The organism is Emergencia sp. (assembly GCF_048465375.1).
Taxonomy (GTDB): Bacteria; Bacillota; Clostridia; order Peptostreptococcales; family Anaerovoracaceae; genus Senimuribacter.
Genome location: NZ_DBFWLQ010000024.1, coordinates 289822 through 309392, shown reverse-complemented (window position 1 = coordinate 309392; position 19571 = coordinate 289822). Strand labels below are relative to the sequence as shown.

Here is a 19571-nt window from a genome sequence, read left to right as displayed (position 1 = left end):
TTTACCTCAAGCTAATTCCAAGTTCTTCAAGTTGTCCTTCTTCTACAACACCTGGTGCCTCACAGACCATGCACTGCGCGTTCTGATTTTTCGGAAAAGCCATGACCTCTCTGATGCTGTGCTCACCGCTGAGCAACATGACCAGCCTGTCCAGGCCGTAGGCCAATCCGCCGTGTGGCGGTGCACCGTATTTGAAAGCTTCTAGCAGAAAACCAAACTTTTCCTCGCATTCTTCATCTGTCAGTTTCAATGCTTTGAACATTTTTGCCTGCAGATCTCCTTCGTGGATTCTGATACTGCCTCCGCCCAGTTCTACACCGTTTAAGACGATGTCATACGCATCTGCCTTGACCTTTTCAGGCATTGTGTCAAGGAGCGGGATATCTTCCTGTTTTGGGTGTGTAAACGGATGATGCATCGCTTTCAGTTCTCCGGTTTCGTCGTCTTTTTCAAACATCGGGAAGTCTGTTACCCACAATAGATGAAACTGTTTGTCATCGAGAAGCCCCAAGATACCAGCAACATGTCTTCTGAGGAATCCCAGGCTGTCAAAGACGACTTTTGCTTTATCTGCAGCAATCAGAATCAAATCGCCGCTTTTAGCATCAAAGACGGCTGCAATTTCGGAAAGCTGCTCTTGGTTAAAGAACTTATTGACAGACGATTTAATTTCATTTTCTTCAACTCTGATCCAAACAAGCCCCTTTGCACCGTAGTGTTTTGTCTGTTCGGTTAATTTGTCGATATCTTTTCTGCTGAATTTTGCACTGCCGCCATCGATACAGATTCCTCTGACATCGCCGCCACCAGCGAGAGCGTCTGCAAATACCTTGAATTCCGTATCAGCTACGACTGCATTGAGAGATTTCAGCTCAAAGCCAAAACGGGTGTCTGGCTTATCGCTGCCGTAGCGTTCCATAGCCTCATCATAGGTCATTCTCGGAAATGGTGTTTCAATTTCAATATCCATCAGCTCTTTGAACAATCGCTGCAGAAAACCTTCTTGCATGGCGATGACGTCATCTTGATCGACGAAGGACATTTCCAAGTCAATCTGAGTGAATTCCGGCTGTCTGTCAGCACGCAAGTCTTCATCTCGGAAACATTTTGCAATCTGCATATATCGATCACATCCGCTGACCATCAAAAGTTGTTTAAATAACTGAGGAGACTGGGGTAATGCGTAGAAATGCCCCTGGTTGACTCTGCTGGGAACCAGGTAGTCTCTCGCTCCTTCCGGCGTAGATTTAATGAGAATCGGTGTCTCAATTTCTGTAAAGCCGTTTTCATCAAAATAGTCTCTTGCAAGTTTCGTCACCTGGTGACGAAAACGCATATTCTCCTGCATCTTGAGCTTACGTAAATCCAAGTATCTATATTTCAATCTCAGATTGTCATCTACATTATCGTCGTCTTTGATATAGATCGGCGGTGTTTCAGACTGAGAATACAATGCCAGATCTTTGGCAAAGACTTCTATTTCGCCTGTAGGCAGATTTGGATTCTTTGATGCTCTTTCTCTGACGATACCCTTAATGCCGATAACATATTCACTGCGCAGGGTTTCTGCCTGTTCAAAGACCTCTTTAGGAATAGTATCGTCAAAAGTAATCTGAACGATTCCTGTTTTATCTCGTAAATCAACGAAAATGAGGCCGCCAAGACTTCTCTGCTTGGCTACCCATCCGTTGAGTACGACTTCTTCATCGACATTTTCAATATTTAAATTTCCACATAGGTGGGTTCTCTTAAATAACTCTGACATTTCATGCTCCCTTAATGGCACTTGCCATCGTTTCGCAAAGCGAAGCAGATGGAAGGCCTTATGATTTAACTCCACAGCTTTAGCTGGATAGGAGTTGGTCGTATTATTTTGCTAATTCTTCTAGCAGGTCATCTAATTTAACCTGACGCTGCTGTGATGTTGCCATTTCTTTGATGGATACGACACCCTCTGTCAATTCATTATCACCGATGACTACGGTATATTGCGCATCTAATCTATCGGCATACTTGAACTGTCCTTTAATATTTCTGGCCAAAGTGTCCATCTCGGCTTTGACGCCCTTTTTGTGAAGATCCCTCAGCAGCTTCAAACCGAATGCTTTTGCATGATCGCCCATGACAGCGATGAAAGCTTTCAAAGGCTCAGGCTGCGGGATTTCTACGTTATTTTCTTCCATGAGCATGATCAGTCTTTCAATGCCCAGACCGAATCCCACACCTGGAATCGGAGGTCCTCCGATCTCCTCAATCAGATGATCATATCTGCCGCCGCCGCAAACAGTTCCCTGGGTTCCGTTGCTGTCGGTGACAAATTCAAAAGCGGTCTTTGTATAATAGTCAAGACCTCTGACGATTCTAGGATCTACGACGTATTCGATACCCATGGCATCCAGGTTCTTCTTTACATCTTCAAAAGCATCTGCACATTCATCGCACAGATAATCGATCATGTTCGGTGCATCTTTCACTAATTCTTGACAGATTTCAGATTTGCAGTCCAAAATTCTCATCGGATTTCTCTCATATCTGTCTTTGCACGTATTGCACAGCTGATCATAAACTGGTTCTAAAAACTTTCTCAAGGCTTCTCTATGGTTTTTTCTGCACTCTGGACAGCCTACGCTGTTAATTCGCAACTGAATGTCCTTGATTCCCATCTCGTGGAGGAAATCATAACCGAGACAGATAACGTCAGCATCGGCCAGCATATTGGTCGTGCCGAAAATTTCGATTCCGAACTGATGGAATGCTCTCAGTCTGCCGGACTGCGGCTTCTCGTATCTGAAGCAAGGTGTAATATAGTAATACTTGGTCGGTTGGACTTCTGCATACTGCTTGTGTTCGATAAACGCTCTTGCCACTGGTGAAGTTCCTTCAGGCTTTAAGGTAATGCTTCTGTTGGCATAGTCGTTGAATGTATACATTTCTTTCTGCACGATATCTGTGGTATCGCCTACACCTCTCTGAAAAAGTTCTGTATGCTCAAAAGCAGGAGTTCTGATCTCTTTAAAGCCATATTTGTCACAGATCTCAGAGAATTTCTTTTCTACGTAATGCCATTTGTACACCTGTGACGGTAACGTATCTTTTGTTCCTTTTGGTGCAATAATTGCCATTTTTATACCTCCATAAATAAATTCTTTTCTTTTCTATCCAGCATTTCGTCAATACGATTTATATACTCCTGATAGTTGGTTACGTTGGGCACCCTCTCCAGGCGGTTTTCAGCCGGAAAATACACCTTCGTGATACCACCGGCACCCAGTGCGATAATCGTCTGATGCTCGTCCATAATTCGTATATTATAAATGCAATCCTTACCTTTTTTACAATACCCCGTATTCTCAAAAGCACCAGCCATGTGTTTCTGCCTGTACATGTAATACGGTATGTATCCTGCCTCTTCTAGAATCTTGCGGCCCTTCCCTAACATCTCAGCGACAATTTCCGCCTGCTTATAATGAAAGTCTTTGTCGATGTCTTTTAGTCTGGACGCTCTCTTCACAGCCAGGCAATGGACTGTGATATTCTCAGGCGCAAGAGACAGCAATTCTCGCAAGGTTTCTAGAAAGTCTTCAGCATTTTCTTCTGGCAGTCCGGCAATCACGTCGGCATTGATAGACTGAAAATGATGTTTTTTCGCAAGGGCAAAGGCTTTGGTGATGTCTTCTGGTTTATGGCTGCGGCCGATTAAATCCAAGGTATGCTGCTTCATAGACTGGGGATTAATGCTGATACGTTCAATCCCCGCGCTTTGAATCACTGCCAGTTTTTCTTCTGTAATCGTATCGGGCCGTCCTGCTTCGATTGTGAATTCCTTCAATTGTGATAAATCAAAAGAGTCTTTAATCTGTTTTATTAATTCCGCTAGCTGACGCGCACTGAGGGTTGTCGGGGTTCCGCCGCCGATATAAATGGTTTCTGCGGTGAGTCCGCATTCCTTCATCCTTCTGCCTGTATATTCAATTTCCTTATGTAATGCGGTTAAATATTTAGTGATTTCAATGTCTGGAACCTGGTTTGAGGCAAAAGAACAATAAACACACCTGGTGGGACAAAAAGGAATCCCGATATAGATACCAGCAGATTTTTCTGGTGCCATGCCACAGAAATCCTTTTGATGTAAATAGGTATCCATAATGAGCTGTGCTTTTTCTTCACTGATATAATATTCTTCTTTTAAAATCCGCAGTGTCAGGTCGACATCCTTCCGCAGTGTCAGGTCGACATCCTGCAGATTTTCATAAAGCTCTCCACAGAGTTTTACCGGTCTGATTCCCGTTAGAATACCCCACTCAGGCTGCTTCCCTGTCAAAACTGATAATTTATCATAAATCTGTCTGTAAATCGTACGTTTCTCAGAAAAGTTTTCTTCGTTAAACACCAGATCTACGTCCATCTCCTCTTCTTCTGTCAGCACGTATTGATCTGGCCGTAAAAAAATCTTAATCAGTTCGTCGAGCAGATATTTCTTCTCAAAGTTCAGTATCTTTATTTTATACAAAAGGATTGTGCTCCTTTTCGTAGGCAATCGTAGTTTCTCCCATATGTCCAGGCAGAACAACGGTATTATCAGGAAGTACGAATAGTCTTTCCCGAATTGATTTTACAATCTCGTTAAAATCTCCGCCATAGAAATCAGTCCGACCGATTGATGCTCTGAACAAGGTGTCACCGCTGAAAACGTACCCTGGAGCGATAATGCACATGCCGCCTTTTGTATGACCAGGTGTATGAACAAAGGTGAGTTCAGTCGTCCCGATCATCATGGTCTCCCGATCTTTCACATAGATGTCAGCATCTACTGTTACCGCGTAACCGCAGATACCCATGGATTCATTGAGGTTCGCATCCAAGAGCATTTCTTTTTCCCCTTCAAAAGCGATAATCTTTGCATCGGGAAAATCCTTTTTAAAATCAGCAATTCCGCTGATATGGTCGCCATGACCGTGGGTCAAAATGATATATTCGACAGAAACGCCTTCCTGCTTTGCTTTTTCGGTCAACTGAGCGCTGTATCCGCCGGGATCAACGATAAACCCTTTTTTTGTTTCGTCATATGCCAGGTACGTATTTACCTGGATTGGACATGTTAAATATCTATAAATTTTCATATGTTGGTCTCCTTCTATTTATATGACTAAATCTATCCAATCGAACTTGCGCATCATATGCCTGTTCTCTTGTAGACTTAAAGCATAAGGAATTCCCCACAAATTGAGGCAATTCCATTAACTTTTTGCTCTATAAACGTTAGATACACCTGGCACATTCCTCAAGGTTCTCAGCACTTTTTGCATCTGCTGTGTGCTGGAAATAGAAAGTGTCAAAGTGATATTAACGGTCTCGTCCTTTCCACTTTTTGCGTTGACGCCTGAAATGTGAACATCCATGTCCTCGCAGGCTCTGGAAATATCAGAGAACATTCCTTTTCTGTCGGTACTTATGATGCAGATATCTGCATTATACGATTTCCCAACCTTCAGATCTTCCCATTCCACGTCAATAAATCTAGCCTTTTCTTCTTCTGGCAGAGACGTGATGTTAGAGCAATCTTTTCTGTGGACAGAGATGCCTCTGCCCTTCGTGATAAAGCCGATAATCTCATCGCCAGGGACTGGATTGCAGCATCTGGAAACTCTGATCATCAGATTGTCGGCACCTTTTACGATGATGCCCGGATTTTCTCTTCTTGAACGATCCAGTTTGTCCTTTTTGGCATCGTTTGAAAGCAGGGCCTTCTGCTTCTCTTCTTCTTTTTTCTGTTCGATTCTCTTTTCCTCGGCTAAATAGCCGAAAAGAAGATTTGCATATTTGCTGAGGACGGTTCCGCCCTTTCCGATTTGGGCATAAACTTCATCCATAGTAGCAATGTTCATCTCCCGCATCGCTTTGGAGAGATAACTGGATTTTCCTACTTGCTGAGGATCAAATCCTTTTTTTCGTATATATTTATCTAATGCGTCTTTGCCTTTGGCGACGTCATCAGACTTATTTTCTTTTTTCAGCCACTGCCGGATCTTATTTCTGGCGGTGGAACTCTTTGCAATTTTAAGCCAGTCGACGCTAGGGCCGCTGGAATTAGAAGATGTGACGATTTCTACAATATCGCCATTGTTTAATGTGTGGTCGATGGTGACCATTTTGCCATTGACTTTAGCCCCTACACATTTGCAGCCTACGGCTGTATGAATTTTAAAGGCAAAGTCCAAAGGCGTCGAACCTGCTGGCAGGTCAATGACTTCACCTTTTGGAGTAAAAACGAATACCTGGCTGGAGAAGAGGTCCATCTTGAGTGTTTCCATGAACTCTTTCGGATCGTTAAGCTCTTTCTGCCATTCTAGAGTCTGGCGCAGCCACGCCAGTTTCATATCTTCGTTGTTCTGATCGCCCTTTGTATTGCCCTCCTTGTATTTCCAGTGGGCGGCAATACCGTACTCTGCGACCCTGTGCATTTCGTAGGTTCTGATCTGAATTTCGAAAGGTTCACCATTGTCCCCTAGTACCGTAGTATGCAGAGATTGATACATATTGGGTTTAGGCATGGCGATATAATCTTTAAATCTGCCAGGGAGAGGTTTCCACATGGTGTGCACCTGACCCAGCACGGCATAACAGTCCCTTACGTTTTCGACGATAATTCTCACAGCGGTGAGGTCGAAGATTTCATCCAACTGTTTATGCTGCAGAATCATTTTTTTATAGACGCTGTAAAGATGCTTAGATCTGCCTGAAATATCATACTGCATGTTCATCTGATCTAGGGCTTCTTTGATTTCATCGATTACCTGGTTGATAAACTGTACACGTTGTTCTTTCTTTTCAGTTACTTCTATTTCTAGTGTTTCATATTCTCTCGGATGCAGATATTTGAGGGAAATATCCTCAAGCTCAAACTTTACCGTATAGATACCCAGTCTGCTGGCAAGAGGCGCATAAATGTCCAAAGTCTCTCTGGCTTTTTCCAACTTCTTCTCTTCCCTCATGAATTCCAAGGTTCTCATGTTGTGAAGCCTGTCAGCTAACTTGATGATGAGAACGCGAATGTCTTTCGACATGGCGAGAAACATCTTACGTAAGTTTTCAGCCTGTGCTTCTTCTTTTGTGTCGAATTTGATTGCACCCAGTTTGGTGACACCGTCTACCAGAAGAGCAACCTCTTCGCTAAAATCTTGAACAAGCTGCTCTCTGGTATACTCTGTGTCTTCAACGACGTCATGCAAAAGCCCACCGACGATGGTTTCATCATCCATGCCCAGCTGGACCAAAATTTTGGCCACAGCGATGGGATGAATCAGGTATGGCTCTCCGCTCTTGCGGAGCTGCCCGTCATGCAGCTCCCTGGCGATATCAAAAGCCTTGCCAATCAAGTCGGTGTTATAATTTTTATTGATGTCTGTTATCTCTTCTAAAAATTTCGCTCTTGTTTCCATGAATCGTTATGCTCCTGCTGAATTGTCTATTTTTTCTTCTTTGAAGCTTTTGCTTCTTTCTTTTCTTTTGCTTTCTGAGCTGTGAGATATTTTGACTTATCTTCACTCTTGCTGAATTCGTAGAACAGCGGACTGCACAGGAAGATAGAGGAATAAGTTCCTACCAATACGCCGACCATCAGTGGCAGTACGAATTCTCTGATGGAAGTTGAAACCATCAGGAAAAGTGGTACCATGCAAATCAGAGTTGTCAGTGATGTCATGATAGATCTGTTCAATGTCTGGTTGACACTGCGGTCGATGACCACCTCATTGCTATCCTTCCGGTAAAGCTTCTTGTTTTCCCTGATTCTATCAAAGATAACGATCGTATCATTGATAGAGTATCCGACAACGGTCAAAATACCTGCAATAAACGGATTGTTAATTGTAACGTTAAATATAGCATAGAAGGCTAATACGATCAGTACATCGTGGAAAATTCCTGCGATAGAGGATACGCCGTATTTCCATGACTTGAATCTGAAGATAATGTAGATCAACATGCCAATCGCCGCAATTAATACGGATTTTAAGGCATTGGTCTTCAGTTCCTGGCCGACAGTCGGTCCGAATTCTTCTGAAGAAAGCACGTCTTTCTGTGTTATATCGTACTTTTTGCCCAACGTATCTACAACGTCAGCTCTCGCCTTATTGCCCAGGGCGTTAGTGGTTTTGATGATGATTTCATCTTTATCATCGCCGCTGAGGACAACAGACAAGTCTTTCATTTCATATTTTGCCAAAGCATCTTTTACTTCTTCTGTTTCCACGGTCTTGCCCATGTCGATCTGAATCATGGTACCGCCTGTGAAGTCGATTCCATAGTTAAATCCTCTCACTACAGAGAACACCAGACCTAAAATGATGACACCCGCACTGATGCAGTAGAATATTTTTCTGTTGCCGATAAATTTAAACTCTCTCTTGAGGAAACTCTTTGGTGTTCCATCTTCGTTGACGCCAAAGAACTTATTCTTCGCAAATTTCTTACTGCCCGCAAGAAGGCTGATAAACAACTGTGTAATCACTACGGCTGTAAAGATACTGATGATAATACCGATCATCAGCGTCAATGCGAATCCCTTTACGGAGGTGGACCCGATTTCATACAGAACGATAGATGCGATCAATGTCGTTATCTGTGCGTCAAGGACTGTAGTCAAAGCGTGCTTGAATCCCTGATCCACGGCTACGCGGATGGTCTTGCCTGCGGCAATTTCCTCCTTGATTCTGGCAAAGATGATGACGTTAGCATCGACAGCCATACCGATGGACAGGATGATACCTGCGATACCAGGCAGTGTCAATACGCTTCCCATGCCCGCCATGACCCAAAGTACGATCAATACGTAGAGCAGCAGTGCAACGTCTGCAACCAGACCCAATATATTGTACATCAAAATCATCAGTAAGAATACTAATCCCAGACCGATGACACCGGCAACCACGCTCTTATTCAGCGCATCTACACCGATTGTAGCAGTCTGAACGGAAGATGTCACCTCGTGCAGAGAAATCGGCAGCGCGCCGCCTCTGATCAGGGCAGCTGTGGTAGAAGCTTCTTCCTTGGAATAACCACCGCCTCTCTGCGTGATTTCGCACGTGGTGCTGTTGATCGTCTGATCTACTGTAGGTGCTGTGACGATTTCATCGTCCAGCATGATGATGACAGCTGTCTTATCTACGTTAGCCTGCTGGAAAGCCTTAGACAACGTAACTTGACCGCTGGAAGCTCTCTTTGTCGCTTCAGCGAACTTGTCCGATCCTGCGGCAGTAAACTCTAAGTTGATCTTGTAGCCGCCGTTTTGCGAGTCTGTATCGATGGCAGCATTCTTTACCTCGTTACCAGTCAGAACTACAGTACCGTCAGCCAGCAAAAACTGCATCTGTGCCGTCCTGCCGATCTGGTCGATGGCGTCCTGTGCATTCTCTACGCCCGGCATCTCCACTCTCAGACGATTGGTACCTTCGAGGGAAACTGTCGCCTCAGAAATACCCATGGCATTGACTCTGTTATTCAATACCGCCCTAGTCTGCTCCATAACCTCTGCTAATTCCTGGCTTGAAAGATCAGCTATATCTTCTTTGTCAGCCTCCATTACGACATAGACACCACCATTGATGTCGAGGCCGAATTTCATCACGTCTTTAATGGAATTGACCGAGCCGATACCGAATACGGTAACGTACCAGCCGAAAAGAACGCAAATGACGACTAAGCTGGCCAAAATTTTCTTTAGTTTTGAATTCATTTTAATCCTCTCACCTTCTATTATAGTCACTAATTTGCCCATAGTTACGGCATTTTATTTTACTCTTTATTCTACTACGTTTTCAATGGTTCGGCAAGGAAAATGTAGACTTTTCTGTTTAAAAATAGAAAAACCCCTAATCGCTTAGGGGTTTCAATCTCAATCACATCTTTACTTTTCGTCTTCTGGGATGTTCTCTTCTTCGTCGTCTGTCGCTTTCTTCAGTCTCTTAGGCATAGCCTTCTTTGTTTCTTCCTCTGCTTTTTCAGCTTTGGAAGCAGAGTTGCTTGCACTTACGACAGAAGATACGGACCATCTCATCATTTCAAATTTGACTTTGTCTGCACCAACCTGGATAACAATGGACTCTTCTTTGGTCTTGACGACTTTTCCGCAGATTCCGCCAATTGTAATGATTTCATCTCCAACCTGCAGGCTGTTTCTCATATTCTGAATCGTCTTTTCCTTTTTCTTCTGGGGTCTGATCAGCAAAAGGTACATAGCTCCGATAAAGACGACTAAAATAACTACCTGAACTGTTAATTGATTCATTTTTTCCTCCTACAATGCATTTAATAATATATTAATTTAAAGCATTTTCAATTTGGTGCCGGCGATGGGGGTCGAACCCATACGGTGTTGCCACCACGGGATTTTGAATCCCGCACGTCTGCCAATTCCATCACGCCGGCGCAATAATAGTATTTTAGCATAAGGCGAAAGACTCGTCAATACTTCTTTTTCCATTTTGCAAAAATGGAGCGGACAACGGGAATCGAACCCGCCTCCTCAGCTTGGGAAGCTGATATTCTACCAATGAACTATGTCCGCGCTTCAACATAGAATATAATATCATAAACCCTAAGGTGTTTTCAAGTTGATTTTATTTAAGAAGGCATTTTTCTTGCAATAATCTCTTTTCTGCCTCACTGATTCCTATGCGATTCGCAAAAAAGGCCGCAATGGACTCATTTTTTTCTTCGATAGCATCAAAGGCTGCTTGAAGATATTTTTCGTCAGCAAGAAAAATCCTGCGAACCATCTGCGCTTTTTCTTCATCTCCGGTCTTTTGCAGTACCATTTTCATAGCCGCATCAGCTCGCTGCACTGCTGCTTGATTGGTCATCAGATAATCCTCAAAGATCGTTTCGCGATCAACATCCAGCAATGATAAAACGAGAGCGGATATGATGCCGCAACGATCCTTGCCTTCTGTACAATGCCAGAGGACGGCACCATCACTGCAGTGAACGATTGTTTTGAGCGTTTTTGACAGTTGATCTATTGAAAAATCGTCGGTTACAATTTTCCTGTAAAGCTGCCGCATATCAGGCAGCACCCATTTTTCGGCGTTTTTGTCCGTGGAAGTCTCATGGGTAATGCCGACAGTTTCTTCCTCGATCAGAGGAATCCAGACTGATATCACTCCTGCTATTTCCTGATCCGGCTTATCTTTCATCTCTGTTTTCGTACGCAGGTCGATGACCTTTGATAAATGGTGTTCTTTTTTTAATACGGCAATGTCTGCGTCGGTCAAGGTGTGAAGATGTCTGCTGCGCAGGAGCTTTCCAGGCCGTATCGCGTACCCCTTCTTATTCACTGTATTTGCAAAGTCTCTGATGTTGTCTGTTCCTTCTAAAATAATTTCTTTCATTATTTCACCTTTCTGAAACTATTAAGTCTGCAATGTAATCCACTTCATCAATGCCCGCTTTCTTCAGTCTCTCTTTCATTTCAGTAAAAGTCTGACTGGTCATTTGGCTAAAGGCCTTAGCAAAGCGCTGGTAATCGCCGGCATTGAAACTCTGGGAGAGTTTTTGAAACATGATATCCCCTTGAGAAATCTGTTGTTCTTCACCGAAGCGAAGGATGCTGCCGTTCAGAAGCAGTATTGTAATCTTTTGATAGATTTCTCGGATTGCAGCGATGGGGCATTCGCAGGCAATGATTTGCAGACAGACACTGTGAATCGTTATCACGGCAGAAAAATTCCCGGCTCCGTTCTCTAACGCATGGGCAAGGGATTCTAATGATTTTTCCGAACAATACGGCAATGTATAGCCGAGGACTGCTTCGGAAGTAAAGGCTAGAAATTGCAACGATTCTAAAAAGGTCTTCAAATGCTCATCTATCATCAAATCCTTAAATTCGTCTAGTACGGATAGATTGCCAGCAGATTGCACTTTTGTGCCGATGCCATTAAACGTTTTTGTGATGCCTGATTTATTTAGAAGGTCGATGGTTCGGCGAATTGTAATCTCTGAAACATGATAGGTTTTTGCCAGCGTCGCTTTATTGGGAAGTTGTGATCCTACGGGATATCTGCCCTCATTGATTTTGCACACCAGGTCAATGGCGATGAGATCGCAGTATTTTTTTCTTCCCTTTAGGGGCTCCCAAAAAAAGTTTTCCTGTTCTTCTTCGCAAGGGGTCTCTATCTGCAGCTGATTGAAATACTCTGTTATATCATGAAAAAAGAGACTTTTTAAATCGTTGAGCTTTTTCTTTGCCGCATCATGACAAGATTGCTTACAATCTTCTATAACATCAAAAATCGACTCTGTAATTGACTCCAAAAAGGTCTTATATGCAATCTCACTTTTTTCTTTCGCTAAAATATCGAGAAAAGCACTTTCCAAAAAAGCGCCGATATCGTAATAAAGGTTTAACACTGTTTGGTTTCCCAAAGCACGAAGCGCTTGATCAAACAAGTGATAAAGCCGCTTTCCCTGATGTTCGTAAGCCAAATGATCAGAAAGATCCTCTTTGTCCATAGCTCCAATCCCCTGGAGGCAAATAGAAGGCGACAGCAGTTCCAGAGCTTTGCTTAAATCTTTCAATGCCGACATACGTTTCTGAAAAGTAGAGCTTTCTAAATAATTTTCATGAGGTCTGGCTAATACAACCGTTTCTTTTCCGCGGCAAAGTTTGATGAGGCCGTCCCGTTCAAGTGCCTTCAAAGCTCTCTGCGCTGGACAATAGGAGACTTGAAAATATGTCGCAATTTCCATGACGGAAGGAAATCTTTCTCCTTCTTGGAAAAAGCCAAGCTGTAGCTGTCCGGCAAGACTGCGGTAAATTGACAGTTCCTGACTGCTCGTGTAGTACATCTGACATCCTCACTTCCTGTAAAATTATAAAAACTTGGAACTATTATACCATGACGATACCACTAAAAATAGAATCGAGAGTCATGATTCAATGGACGCTTCCTCTCGACAACGTCGTTAGATCGATGCGTTCATTATACCATGACGATACCATTAAAAATAGAATCGAGAGTCATGATTCAATAGTTCCTACATCACGATGAAATCGTAAGATTGTGGAACTATTATACCATGATTCCGCTTTTATAACTAGAATGAAAAAAGAAACACCGGCCAAATTGACCGGTGTCTCTTTGCGTATGGTAAAAATTAAACCAGGAATAACTAAAACGTTAATCCTTGTTCATATTATATCTGAAATTGTCACGAAAAGCAATCAATTCATCCTAATTTCGACAAAGAGACTGTTATGCCCCCTGCTGAATATGTTTTCTTTTGAAAAAATCGATCAATGATTATCCATTAACATGAAAAAAGTCGACTGCAAACTGCAATCGACTTCTTCTGGTGCGGCTGACTGGACTTGAACCAGCACGGTGTTACCCACACGGCCCTCAACCGTGCGCGTCTGCCATTCCGCCACAGCCGCATATCATCGCGGTCACTTAATTTCTGACCGCGAAAATTATTATACACTAAGGAGCAAATTTTGTAAACACCTAAATAGAAAAAATTTTCTATTCCTTTTCTTTTTCTTCTGTCACTACTACTTTTTCCCATTTCCAAGTGTCACATCCCCGGTACATATCGAAGAATGTGGGAATCTCCGTGCTAGTGAACCGCTTTACTGTAATAAACGAGTACGTTTTATAGCATAAGCCGTAGTATGGCAAATCCTCCTGCAGCAAAGTCTTTAACTTTTCGTAGGTTTCTTTTTGCTGTTCTGCGGAAATGCAGGTCTCTAATTTTTTAACGTAATTGAGAACCTGGTCATTTTTATATCCTAAGTAATTGCTTCTGCTAAACAAAGCTCTCAAATCATACTTTTTGTCAAATTGGTATCCACCAAGATAAAGATCGAAGTCTCCGCTGCGTATTTCACTGCGATAAACAGACCAGGATACCTTTTCAACGGAGGCTTTAATTCCAATCTGGTTCAAAGCTTCCGCAATGCTGGAGGCGGTGTCACTGCGGCTGCCGTTATTGCTATTGACCAAAATCTTCAGTTTAAAATCGCGCCCTTTGCTGTCTTCTAATATACCGTCTTCATTTGAATCTTTAAAACCGGCCTTTTTTAAGAGTTCTGAAGCCCCTTTCTGATCCTGTTCAAAAGGATCTCCTTTGTTTTCCGTACCTAAAAAACCAGGAAAATAGATAGAATCAGAGGTTACACCGCCGCCACCGTAATTATCCTGAATCAGGCCTTCCGAGTCGATTGCCAAAGCAATGGCCTGTCTTACCTCTTTTTTAGCAAGATACTTGTTGTCAAAGTTGAATCCTAAATACTCAAGTTCACTAGAAGGAATCTGCGTGACGTTGAGTTTTTTATCTTCAGCGTCAGCATCGGCGTCTTCTGCCGTACTGACATAGGCTGTAACCGAATCAGTTGTCATAAGCCCTGTGGTTTTTGCTTTGTCCTGAATAACTCTAAATTGAATCTTATTTTCTGGTGCACCTTCATAATAATACTGGTTTGGCTTCAGCTTTAAGAATTTCATACTATCGTAACTGCCATAAGCATATCGGCCGCTGCCCACTACCTTGTTGCTGGAAGCGTCAAAACTTCTGCTGGATACGATTGGAAATACCAGATTATCTAGAGCTGCATCGCCTGGGTTTTCAAATGTGATTGTGAGACTGTAGCTGCCAGAGGTTTTGACAGAATCAATCTTTGAGGCGTATTCGTAATATGGACTCTCCTCACCGATTCTGAGAATCTGACTCACGGTATAGCGAACATCTTCGGCTGTCACATTTGAGCCATCACTGAATTTCGCATCCTCCCTCAGTTTGATGGAAACACTGCCATTGCTGGAATTGGCTGTGTAGGATGATACCAGGTCAGGCTCGATATTCAGATGATCATCAAGTCTGAATAAACTGCTGAACATCAGCTGCGAAATGTAGTATACATCTCGATCCTCAGATGATAAAGGATTCAGTGATTTAACAGGATCCATTGCAAAATAAATCGTGTTCATAGGTTCGTAAGTGCGTTTTTCGGTCTCTTCTGCGCTTGTCTTCACATCACCTTTGACGATGGCAATCGTTGAAATTACCCCTGCCAGCACAACGACTGCGATGATAATCGCGATAACGTGTTCATGTAAAAAATCTAATACTCGATATGCTCTATTCCCTTTATTCTTCAACATACTTCATCAATAAATACTCTATCTGCCCGTAGAGTTCTTCCTTTCCTTTTGAATTGTCTATGATTTCTTGTGCAAGTCGTCTTTTTTCTTCACCCTCCATTTGATTCTGAATTCTGTCTACGACTTCTTTTTCGGAAATCCCGTCTCTGTCCATCACCCTTTTAATTCTGACTTTCGTATCAGCGTCCACAAGCCAGACCAGATCTGTCAGTTTATCAGCGCCAGTTTCAAAGAGCAACGGTGCGTCGACAAAAATGATATCATATTTTTCTTCTTTGCGGAAATCATCTATTTGTTTTTTTATGATATTGACAACTTCCACCGTCGTAATCTGTTCTAATTGCCGCTTCTTCTCTTCGTCATTGAAAACGATGGCCCCAAGCTTTCGGCGATTGAGGCTTCCGTCTTCAAGCAGAACTGCTGTCCCAAAGCAGTGGACGATTTTTTCTAAAGCCGCCGCATCTTTTTCTGTAATTTGACGGGCTATAGCATCAGCATCGATGACGATATAACCCCTTCCTCTCAGATGATCGGTTACAGTAGACTTGCCAGCTCCGATTCCACCTGTCAATCCAATTACTTTCATCTTTTCTCCCCTGTTGCAAAACCGCTATTTTAAATCATACCAGGTATCACCTTGGTTCAAATCACTTTCCAGTTTGACTTTCAGATCCATCGCACCTTCCATATTTCTCACCAGAAGTTCTTCAATTTCGGCCATCTCGTTCCTGTCAGTTCTGATAATCAGTTCATCGTGAACCTGTAAAATCAATTTTGAATGATAGTTTTTCTCTTTCAGTTCGCGATAAACTTTGATCATGGCAATTTTGATAATATCTGCCGCACTGCCTTGAATCGGCGAATTCATGGCCAAACGTTCCCCTAACTGGCGAGTCATATAGTTAGACGAGTTGATTTCATGAATATATCTCTTACGGCCCATGATGGTTTCTGAATAGCCGTTCGCTTTGCAGTTCGCAACTTGCTCGTCCATGTAATTTTTAACGGCCATGTGTTTGTCAAAATAATCTTTAATATATTTTTCCGCTTCTTTTCGGGTAATCTGCAGCTCCTCGGACAAGCCAAAACCACTCATACCATAAATTACACCGAAATTAACAGCTTTTGCTCTGCTTCTGTCCAGCGGTGTCACGGCATCGTAATCAAGATTGAAAACTCTGGCAGCTGTATTTCGATGAATATCATCGCCCTCGTTAAAAGCCTCGATCAGATTCTCATCACCTGAGAGATGTGCCAGTATTCTCAGTTCAATCTGTGAATAATCGGCTCCCACCAGGGTGCAGTTTTCACATCCCGGAACAAAAGACTTACGCAGCTGCCTTCCCAAATCCTGTCTGATTGGAATGTTCTGCAGATTCGGTTCTGTACAGCTGATTCTTCCTGTCGCAGTGACTGTCTGCTGCAAATGGGCTCTGATTTTTCCGTCTTTTCCAATCAGCGGTTTGAGCCCCTCTACATAAGTGCTGTTCAGTTTGGTCAAGGTTCTGTACTGCAATACCATATCCACGATTGGATGCTGATCTCGAATCTTCTCTAAAATATCGGCGCTGGTGCTATATCCCCGCTTCGTCTTTTTGCCGGCAGGCAATGCAAGCTTTTCAAAGAGAATTTCGCCCAGCTGTGCCGGAGAATTGATGTTAAATTCTGTACCTGCGAGGGCATAAATGCTTTTTTCCAGTTTTACGATCTCTTCTTTTAATTCAAGACCGAAATTCTCCAGAGTTTCTTTGTCTACGCTGAAGCCTTCTACTTCCATAGAAGCCAGCACCTCAATTAAAGGCAGTTCCACCTGACGAAAGACTTTCTCCAAATCATTGTCAGCAAGGATTTTTTTCTGAAGCTGCATCAATCTTTTGACAGCAACGCACCAGTCAAAGCCGTAATCAATGTATTTTAAAGTGTTGCCGCCCAAAAGGTCAATCTGTCCGCTCTCTTCCATAAATTCCTTTTCGTCTTTCAACTCATAATGCAGGTTCTCAAAGGCCAGGGTCTTCATGTTATAATTGGATTTTGTCGGATCGATGACGTACTGGGCGATAGCCGTATCAAATTCTGTGTCTGGTGATGTGAATCCCTTATACATCAAGGTATAATAATCTTTAATCAAGTCGTGGCCAATGATAGAAAAGCGTTTTTCATTGAGGAGGGTGATCACCTCAGGAAGAATATCCGCTACATCAAAATTTACATAATAATAATTATCGTCTACTAGAAAAGCTGCACCAAAAACCAACGGTTCGTCGATATGGCTGTTATCACTGAATACTTTCAGAATGAGCGGAGTTCCCGCCTCCAATTCTTTGAGAAAAGTTAAACCGTTCCCATCAGTGATTTCTGTTTTGCTGTATTCCACATCACTGTCTTCAAAGTCCATAGACATTTCTGGATTATCTTCGATGTGAAGACGTTTCAGAAAGCTGTTGAACTCCAATTTCACGTAGAGAGTGATCAAGGCATTATAATCCGGCTGCATCACTTTATATTTTTCTATTTCGATGTCTAAAGGCACATACTGATTGATGGTTGCAAGTCTTCTGCTCATGGCAGCAAGCTGTGCATTTTCCTCAACCTTTGCCCGAAGTTTCGCATTACTGATTTGGTCCGTATTGGCCAGCAGATTAGCTACGCTGCCGAATTGAGTCAAGAGTTTAATTCCAGTTTTCTCCCCTACGCCGGGTATACCGGGAATGTTATCAGACTGATCACCCATGAGGCCTTTGAGATCGATGAACTGTTCTGGCGTCAGCTGATACCGCTCAATCATTTTTTCTCTATCGTAAAGGTCGAACTCAGATATGCCTTTTTTGGTAATCAAAATGTGTGTTACATCAGTGGCTAACTGTAAAGCATCCTTATCTCCAGTGATAACCAATGGTTCCAAGCCATCTTCTTCAGCGATTCTTGCGACTGTACCGATGATGTCATCGGCTTCAAAGCCATCGATTTCTAAATTTTCGATGTTCATCGCTGTGAGAATCTCTTTCATCAGGGGAATTTCCATAGCCAGTTCCGGCGGCATCTTTTTGCGGCCGGCCTTATATTCCTTGTACTCTTCATGCCGGAAAGTCGGTGCCTTTCGATCCCAGGCAACGGTAATATAGTCAGGTACATAATCGTCCTGTATTTTTGTAAGCATATTGATAAATCCATAAATCCCCTGAGTATAAATTCCCTCTTTGGTGATCATTGGACGCTGCATCGCATAATAAGCTCTGTTAATTAAGCTGTTTCCGTCGATAATGACAATTCTTTTTCCCATTTTGCTAATCCTTTTCCTTTAAATTTCTAACTATTAGTATAAGGCAGAATGGCGAATTTTACAACAAAGGTTTTTGGCATGAGTGCTCGGGCGGCGATAAAGATAAGATGATATTCGGTTCCTATACAAAAAGGGCCATTCCAAATGGAACAGCCCTCCTCATTTTCTTTATTTCAAATCTTTGGCCGCCTTCAGGCCATACGCTGACTCTGCTTGCAGTACAGCCCTCTCAATAGCGTTTGCTATCTGTTCTGTGGCCAGAACAGCCAAAGCGTCGAAATTGACCTCCACCTCTCCTGTGGTCATAACGAATATCGTATCTCCATCAGCAGTGGAATGTACTGGTTTGATTGCTCTGGCATAACCATCGTGAGCGATGGAAGCTAGTTTGGTGCATTGTGCTTTCGTCAACTTCCCATTGGTTAAAATGCAGCTGATCGTGGTATTTCCTTTGAAGATATCGAACTGCCTCGTTATATCTTCCTTGATGATTTCTGAGGTAGATTGCAGCGTGGTCCCATCTTCAGATAAAATGCCGGCAATCTGTTTTCCCAGACCATCGAATACATCACCCAATGCGTTGACTGCCGAAATAGCGCCTACTTGCAGTTCACCCACTTCTATGGCCGAGGCACCCTGCCCGCTTTTCATCATACGGCCCGGTCCCCGGTACTTGCCTACGGAAGCGCCTGTGCCAGCACCATGATTGCCTTCTGCAAATATACCCTGAAAAGCGTTTTCAGCGGCTCTGCGTCCCATTTCCTTATCGGGGCGGACCTTTCCATCGCCGACTACCAGATCAAACAGGGATGCACCGCAGACAATCGGCACAAGTCCCACACCGACATCAAATCCGATGCCCTTCTCTTCAAGGAAATCCATGATGCCGCAGCCTGCTTCCAGGCCAAAAGCACTGCCTCCGGATAAGGCAACAGCGTTGATTTCCTGTACCATGTTTTCCGGTTTCAGCAAATCTGTCTCTCTTGTGGCAGGACCGCCGCCACGGACATCTACGCCGGCTGTAGCGCCTTTCTCACTGATGATGACAGTCACACCAGTAGCCGCCTCTGCATTTTCAGCAGAACCGATTTGAAAGCCTTTCATATCTTTGATATTTATATGATTCATATTCT

13 protein-coding genes and 3 tRNA genes are annotated in these 19571 nt (G+C 43.1%); all 16 read right to left on the bottom strand.

Annotation, left to right across the window (positions count from 1 at the left end; translation table 11 throughout):
• Position 1 precedes the first annotated feature (1 nt).
• Positions 2-1765, bottom strand: a complete 1764-nt coding sequence (gene aspS / locus ACMQ5W_RS16555; protein ID WP_419026127.1) for an aspartate--tRNA ligase — start codon at positions 1763-1765, stop codon at positions 2-4.
• Between the two features lie 103 nt (positions 1766-1868).
• Positions 1869-3122, bottom strand: a complete 1254-nt coding sequence (gene hisS / locus ACMQ5W_RS16550) for a histidine--tRNA ligase (RefSeq protein WP_148492050.1) — start codon at positions 3120-3122, stop codon at positions 1869-1871.
• 2 nt (positions 3123-3124) lie between these two features.
• The gene (gene hemZ, locus ACMQ5W_RS16545) at positions 3125-4510 is read right to left on the bottom strand and encodes a coproporphyrinogen dehydrogenase HemZ (RefSeq protein ID WP_419026126.1); all 1386 of its coding nucleotides are present in this window, start codon (positions 4508-4510) and stop codon (positions 3125-3127) included.
• Complete coding sequence (locus ACMQ5W_RS16540) at positions 4503-5120, bottom strand: MBL fold metallo-hydrolase (RefSeq protein WP_148492052.1); 618 nt, start codon at positions 5118-5120, stop codon at positions 4503-4505. The genes hemZ and ACMQ5W_RS16540 overlap by 8 nt, the downstream gene beginning before the upstream one ends.
• 117 nt (positions 5121-5237) lie before the next feature.
• Positions 5238-7439, bottom strand: coding sequence for a RelA/SpoT family protein (locus ACMQ5W_RS16535; protein ID WP_419026125.1), 2202 nt, complete (start codon positions 7437-7439; stop codon positions 5238-5240).
• 26 nt (positions 7440-7465) lie between these two features.
• Positions 7466-9733, bottom strand: coding sequence for a protein translocase subunit SecD (gene secD, locus ACMQ5W_RS16530; protein ID WP_148492054.1), 2268 nt, complete (start codon positions 9731-9733; stop codon positions 7466-7468).
• Between the two features lie 171 nt (positions 9734-9904).
• Positions 9905-10285, bottom strand: coding sequence for a preprotein translocase subunit YajC (gene yajC / locus ACMQ5W_RS16525; RefSeq protein WP_419026124.1), 381 nt, complete (start codon positions 10283-10285; stop codon positions 9905-9907).
• Positions 10286-10338: 53 nt separating this feature from the next.
• Positions 10339-10425, bottom strand: a tRNA-Leu gene (locus ACMQ5W_RS16520).
• A gap of 65 nt (positions 10426-10490) precedes the next feature.
• A tRNA-Gly gene (locus ACMQ5W_RS16515) sits at positions 10491-10564 on the bottom strand.
• Between the two features lie 52 nt (positions 10565-10616).
• Positions 10617-11387, bottom strand: a complete 771-nt coding sequence (locus tag ACMQ5W_RS16510) for a tyrosine-protein phosphatase (RefSeq protein ID WP_419026123.1) — start codon at positions 11385-11387, stop codon at positions 10617-10619.
• Positions 11388-11391: 4 nt separating this feature from the next.
• On the bottom strand, positions 11392-12843 hold the full coding sequence (locus ACMQ5W_RS16505) for a GntR family transcriptional regulator (RefSeq protein ID WP_419026122.1): 1452 nt from the start codon (positions 12841-12843) through the stop codon (positions 11392-11394).
• Positions 12844-13348: 505 nt separating this feature from the next.
• A tRNA-Leu gene (locus ACMQ5W_RS16500) sits at positions 13349-13432 on the bottom strand.
• A gap of 88 nt (positions 13433-13520) precedes the next feature.
• Positions 13521-15158, bottom strand: coding sequence for an ABC transporter substrate-binding protein (locus ACMQ5W_RS16495; RefSeq protein WP_419026121.1), 1638 nt, complete (start codon positions 15156-15158; stop codon positions 13521-13523).
• On the bottom strand, positions 15145-15744 hold the full coding sequence (gene coaE / locus ACMQ5W_RS16490) for a dephospho-CoA kinase (protein ID WP_148492059.1): 600 nt from the start codon (positions 15742-15744) through the stop codon (positions 15145-15147). The genes ACMQ5W_RS16495 and coaE overlap by 14 nt, the downstream gene beginning before the upstream one ends.
• Before the next feature lie 24 nt (positions 15745-15768).
• Positions 15769-18438: a DNA polymerase I gene (gene polA, locus ACMQ5W_RS16485; RefSeq protein ID WP_419026120.1), complete on the bottom strand. Its 2670-nt coding sequence runs from the start codon at positions 18436-18438 to the stop codon at positions 15769-15771.
• Positions 18439-18606: 168 nt separating this feature from the next.
• Positions 18607-19566 (bottom strand): P1 family peptidase, encoded by a 960-nt coding sequence (locus tag ACMQ5W_RS16480; protein WP_419026119.1) that lies wholly within the window; start codon positions 19564-19566, stop codon positions 18607-18609.
• Between the last annotated feature and the right edge of the window lie 5 nt (positions 19567-19571).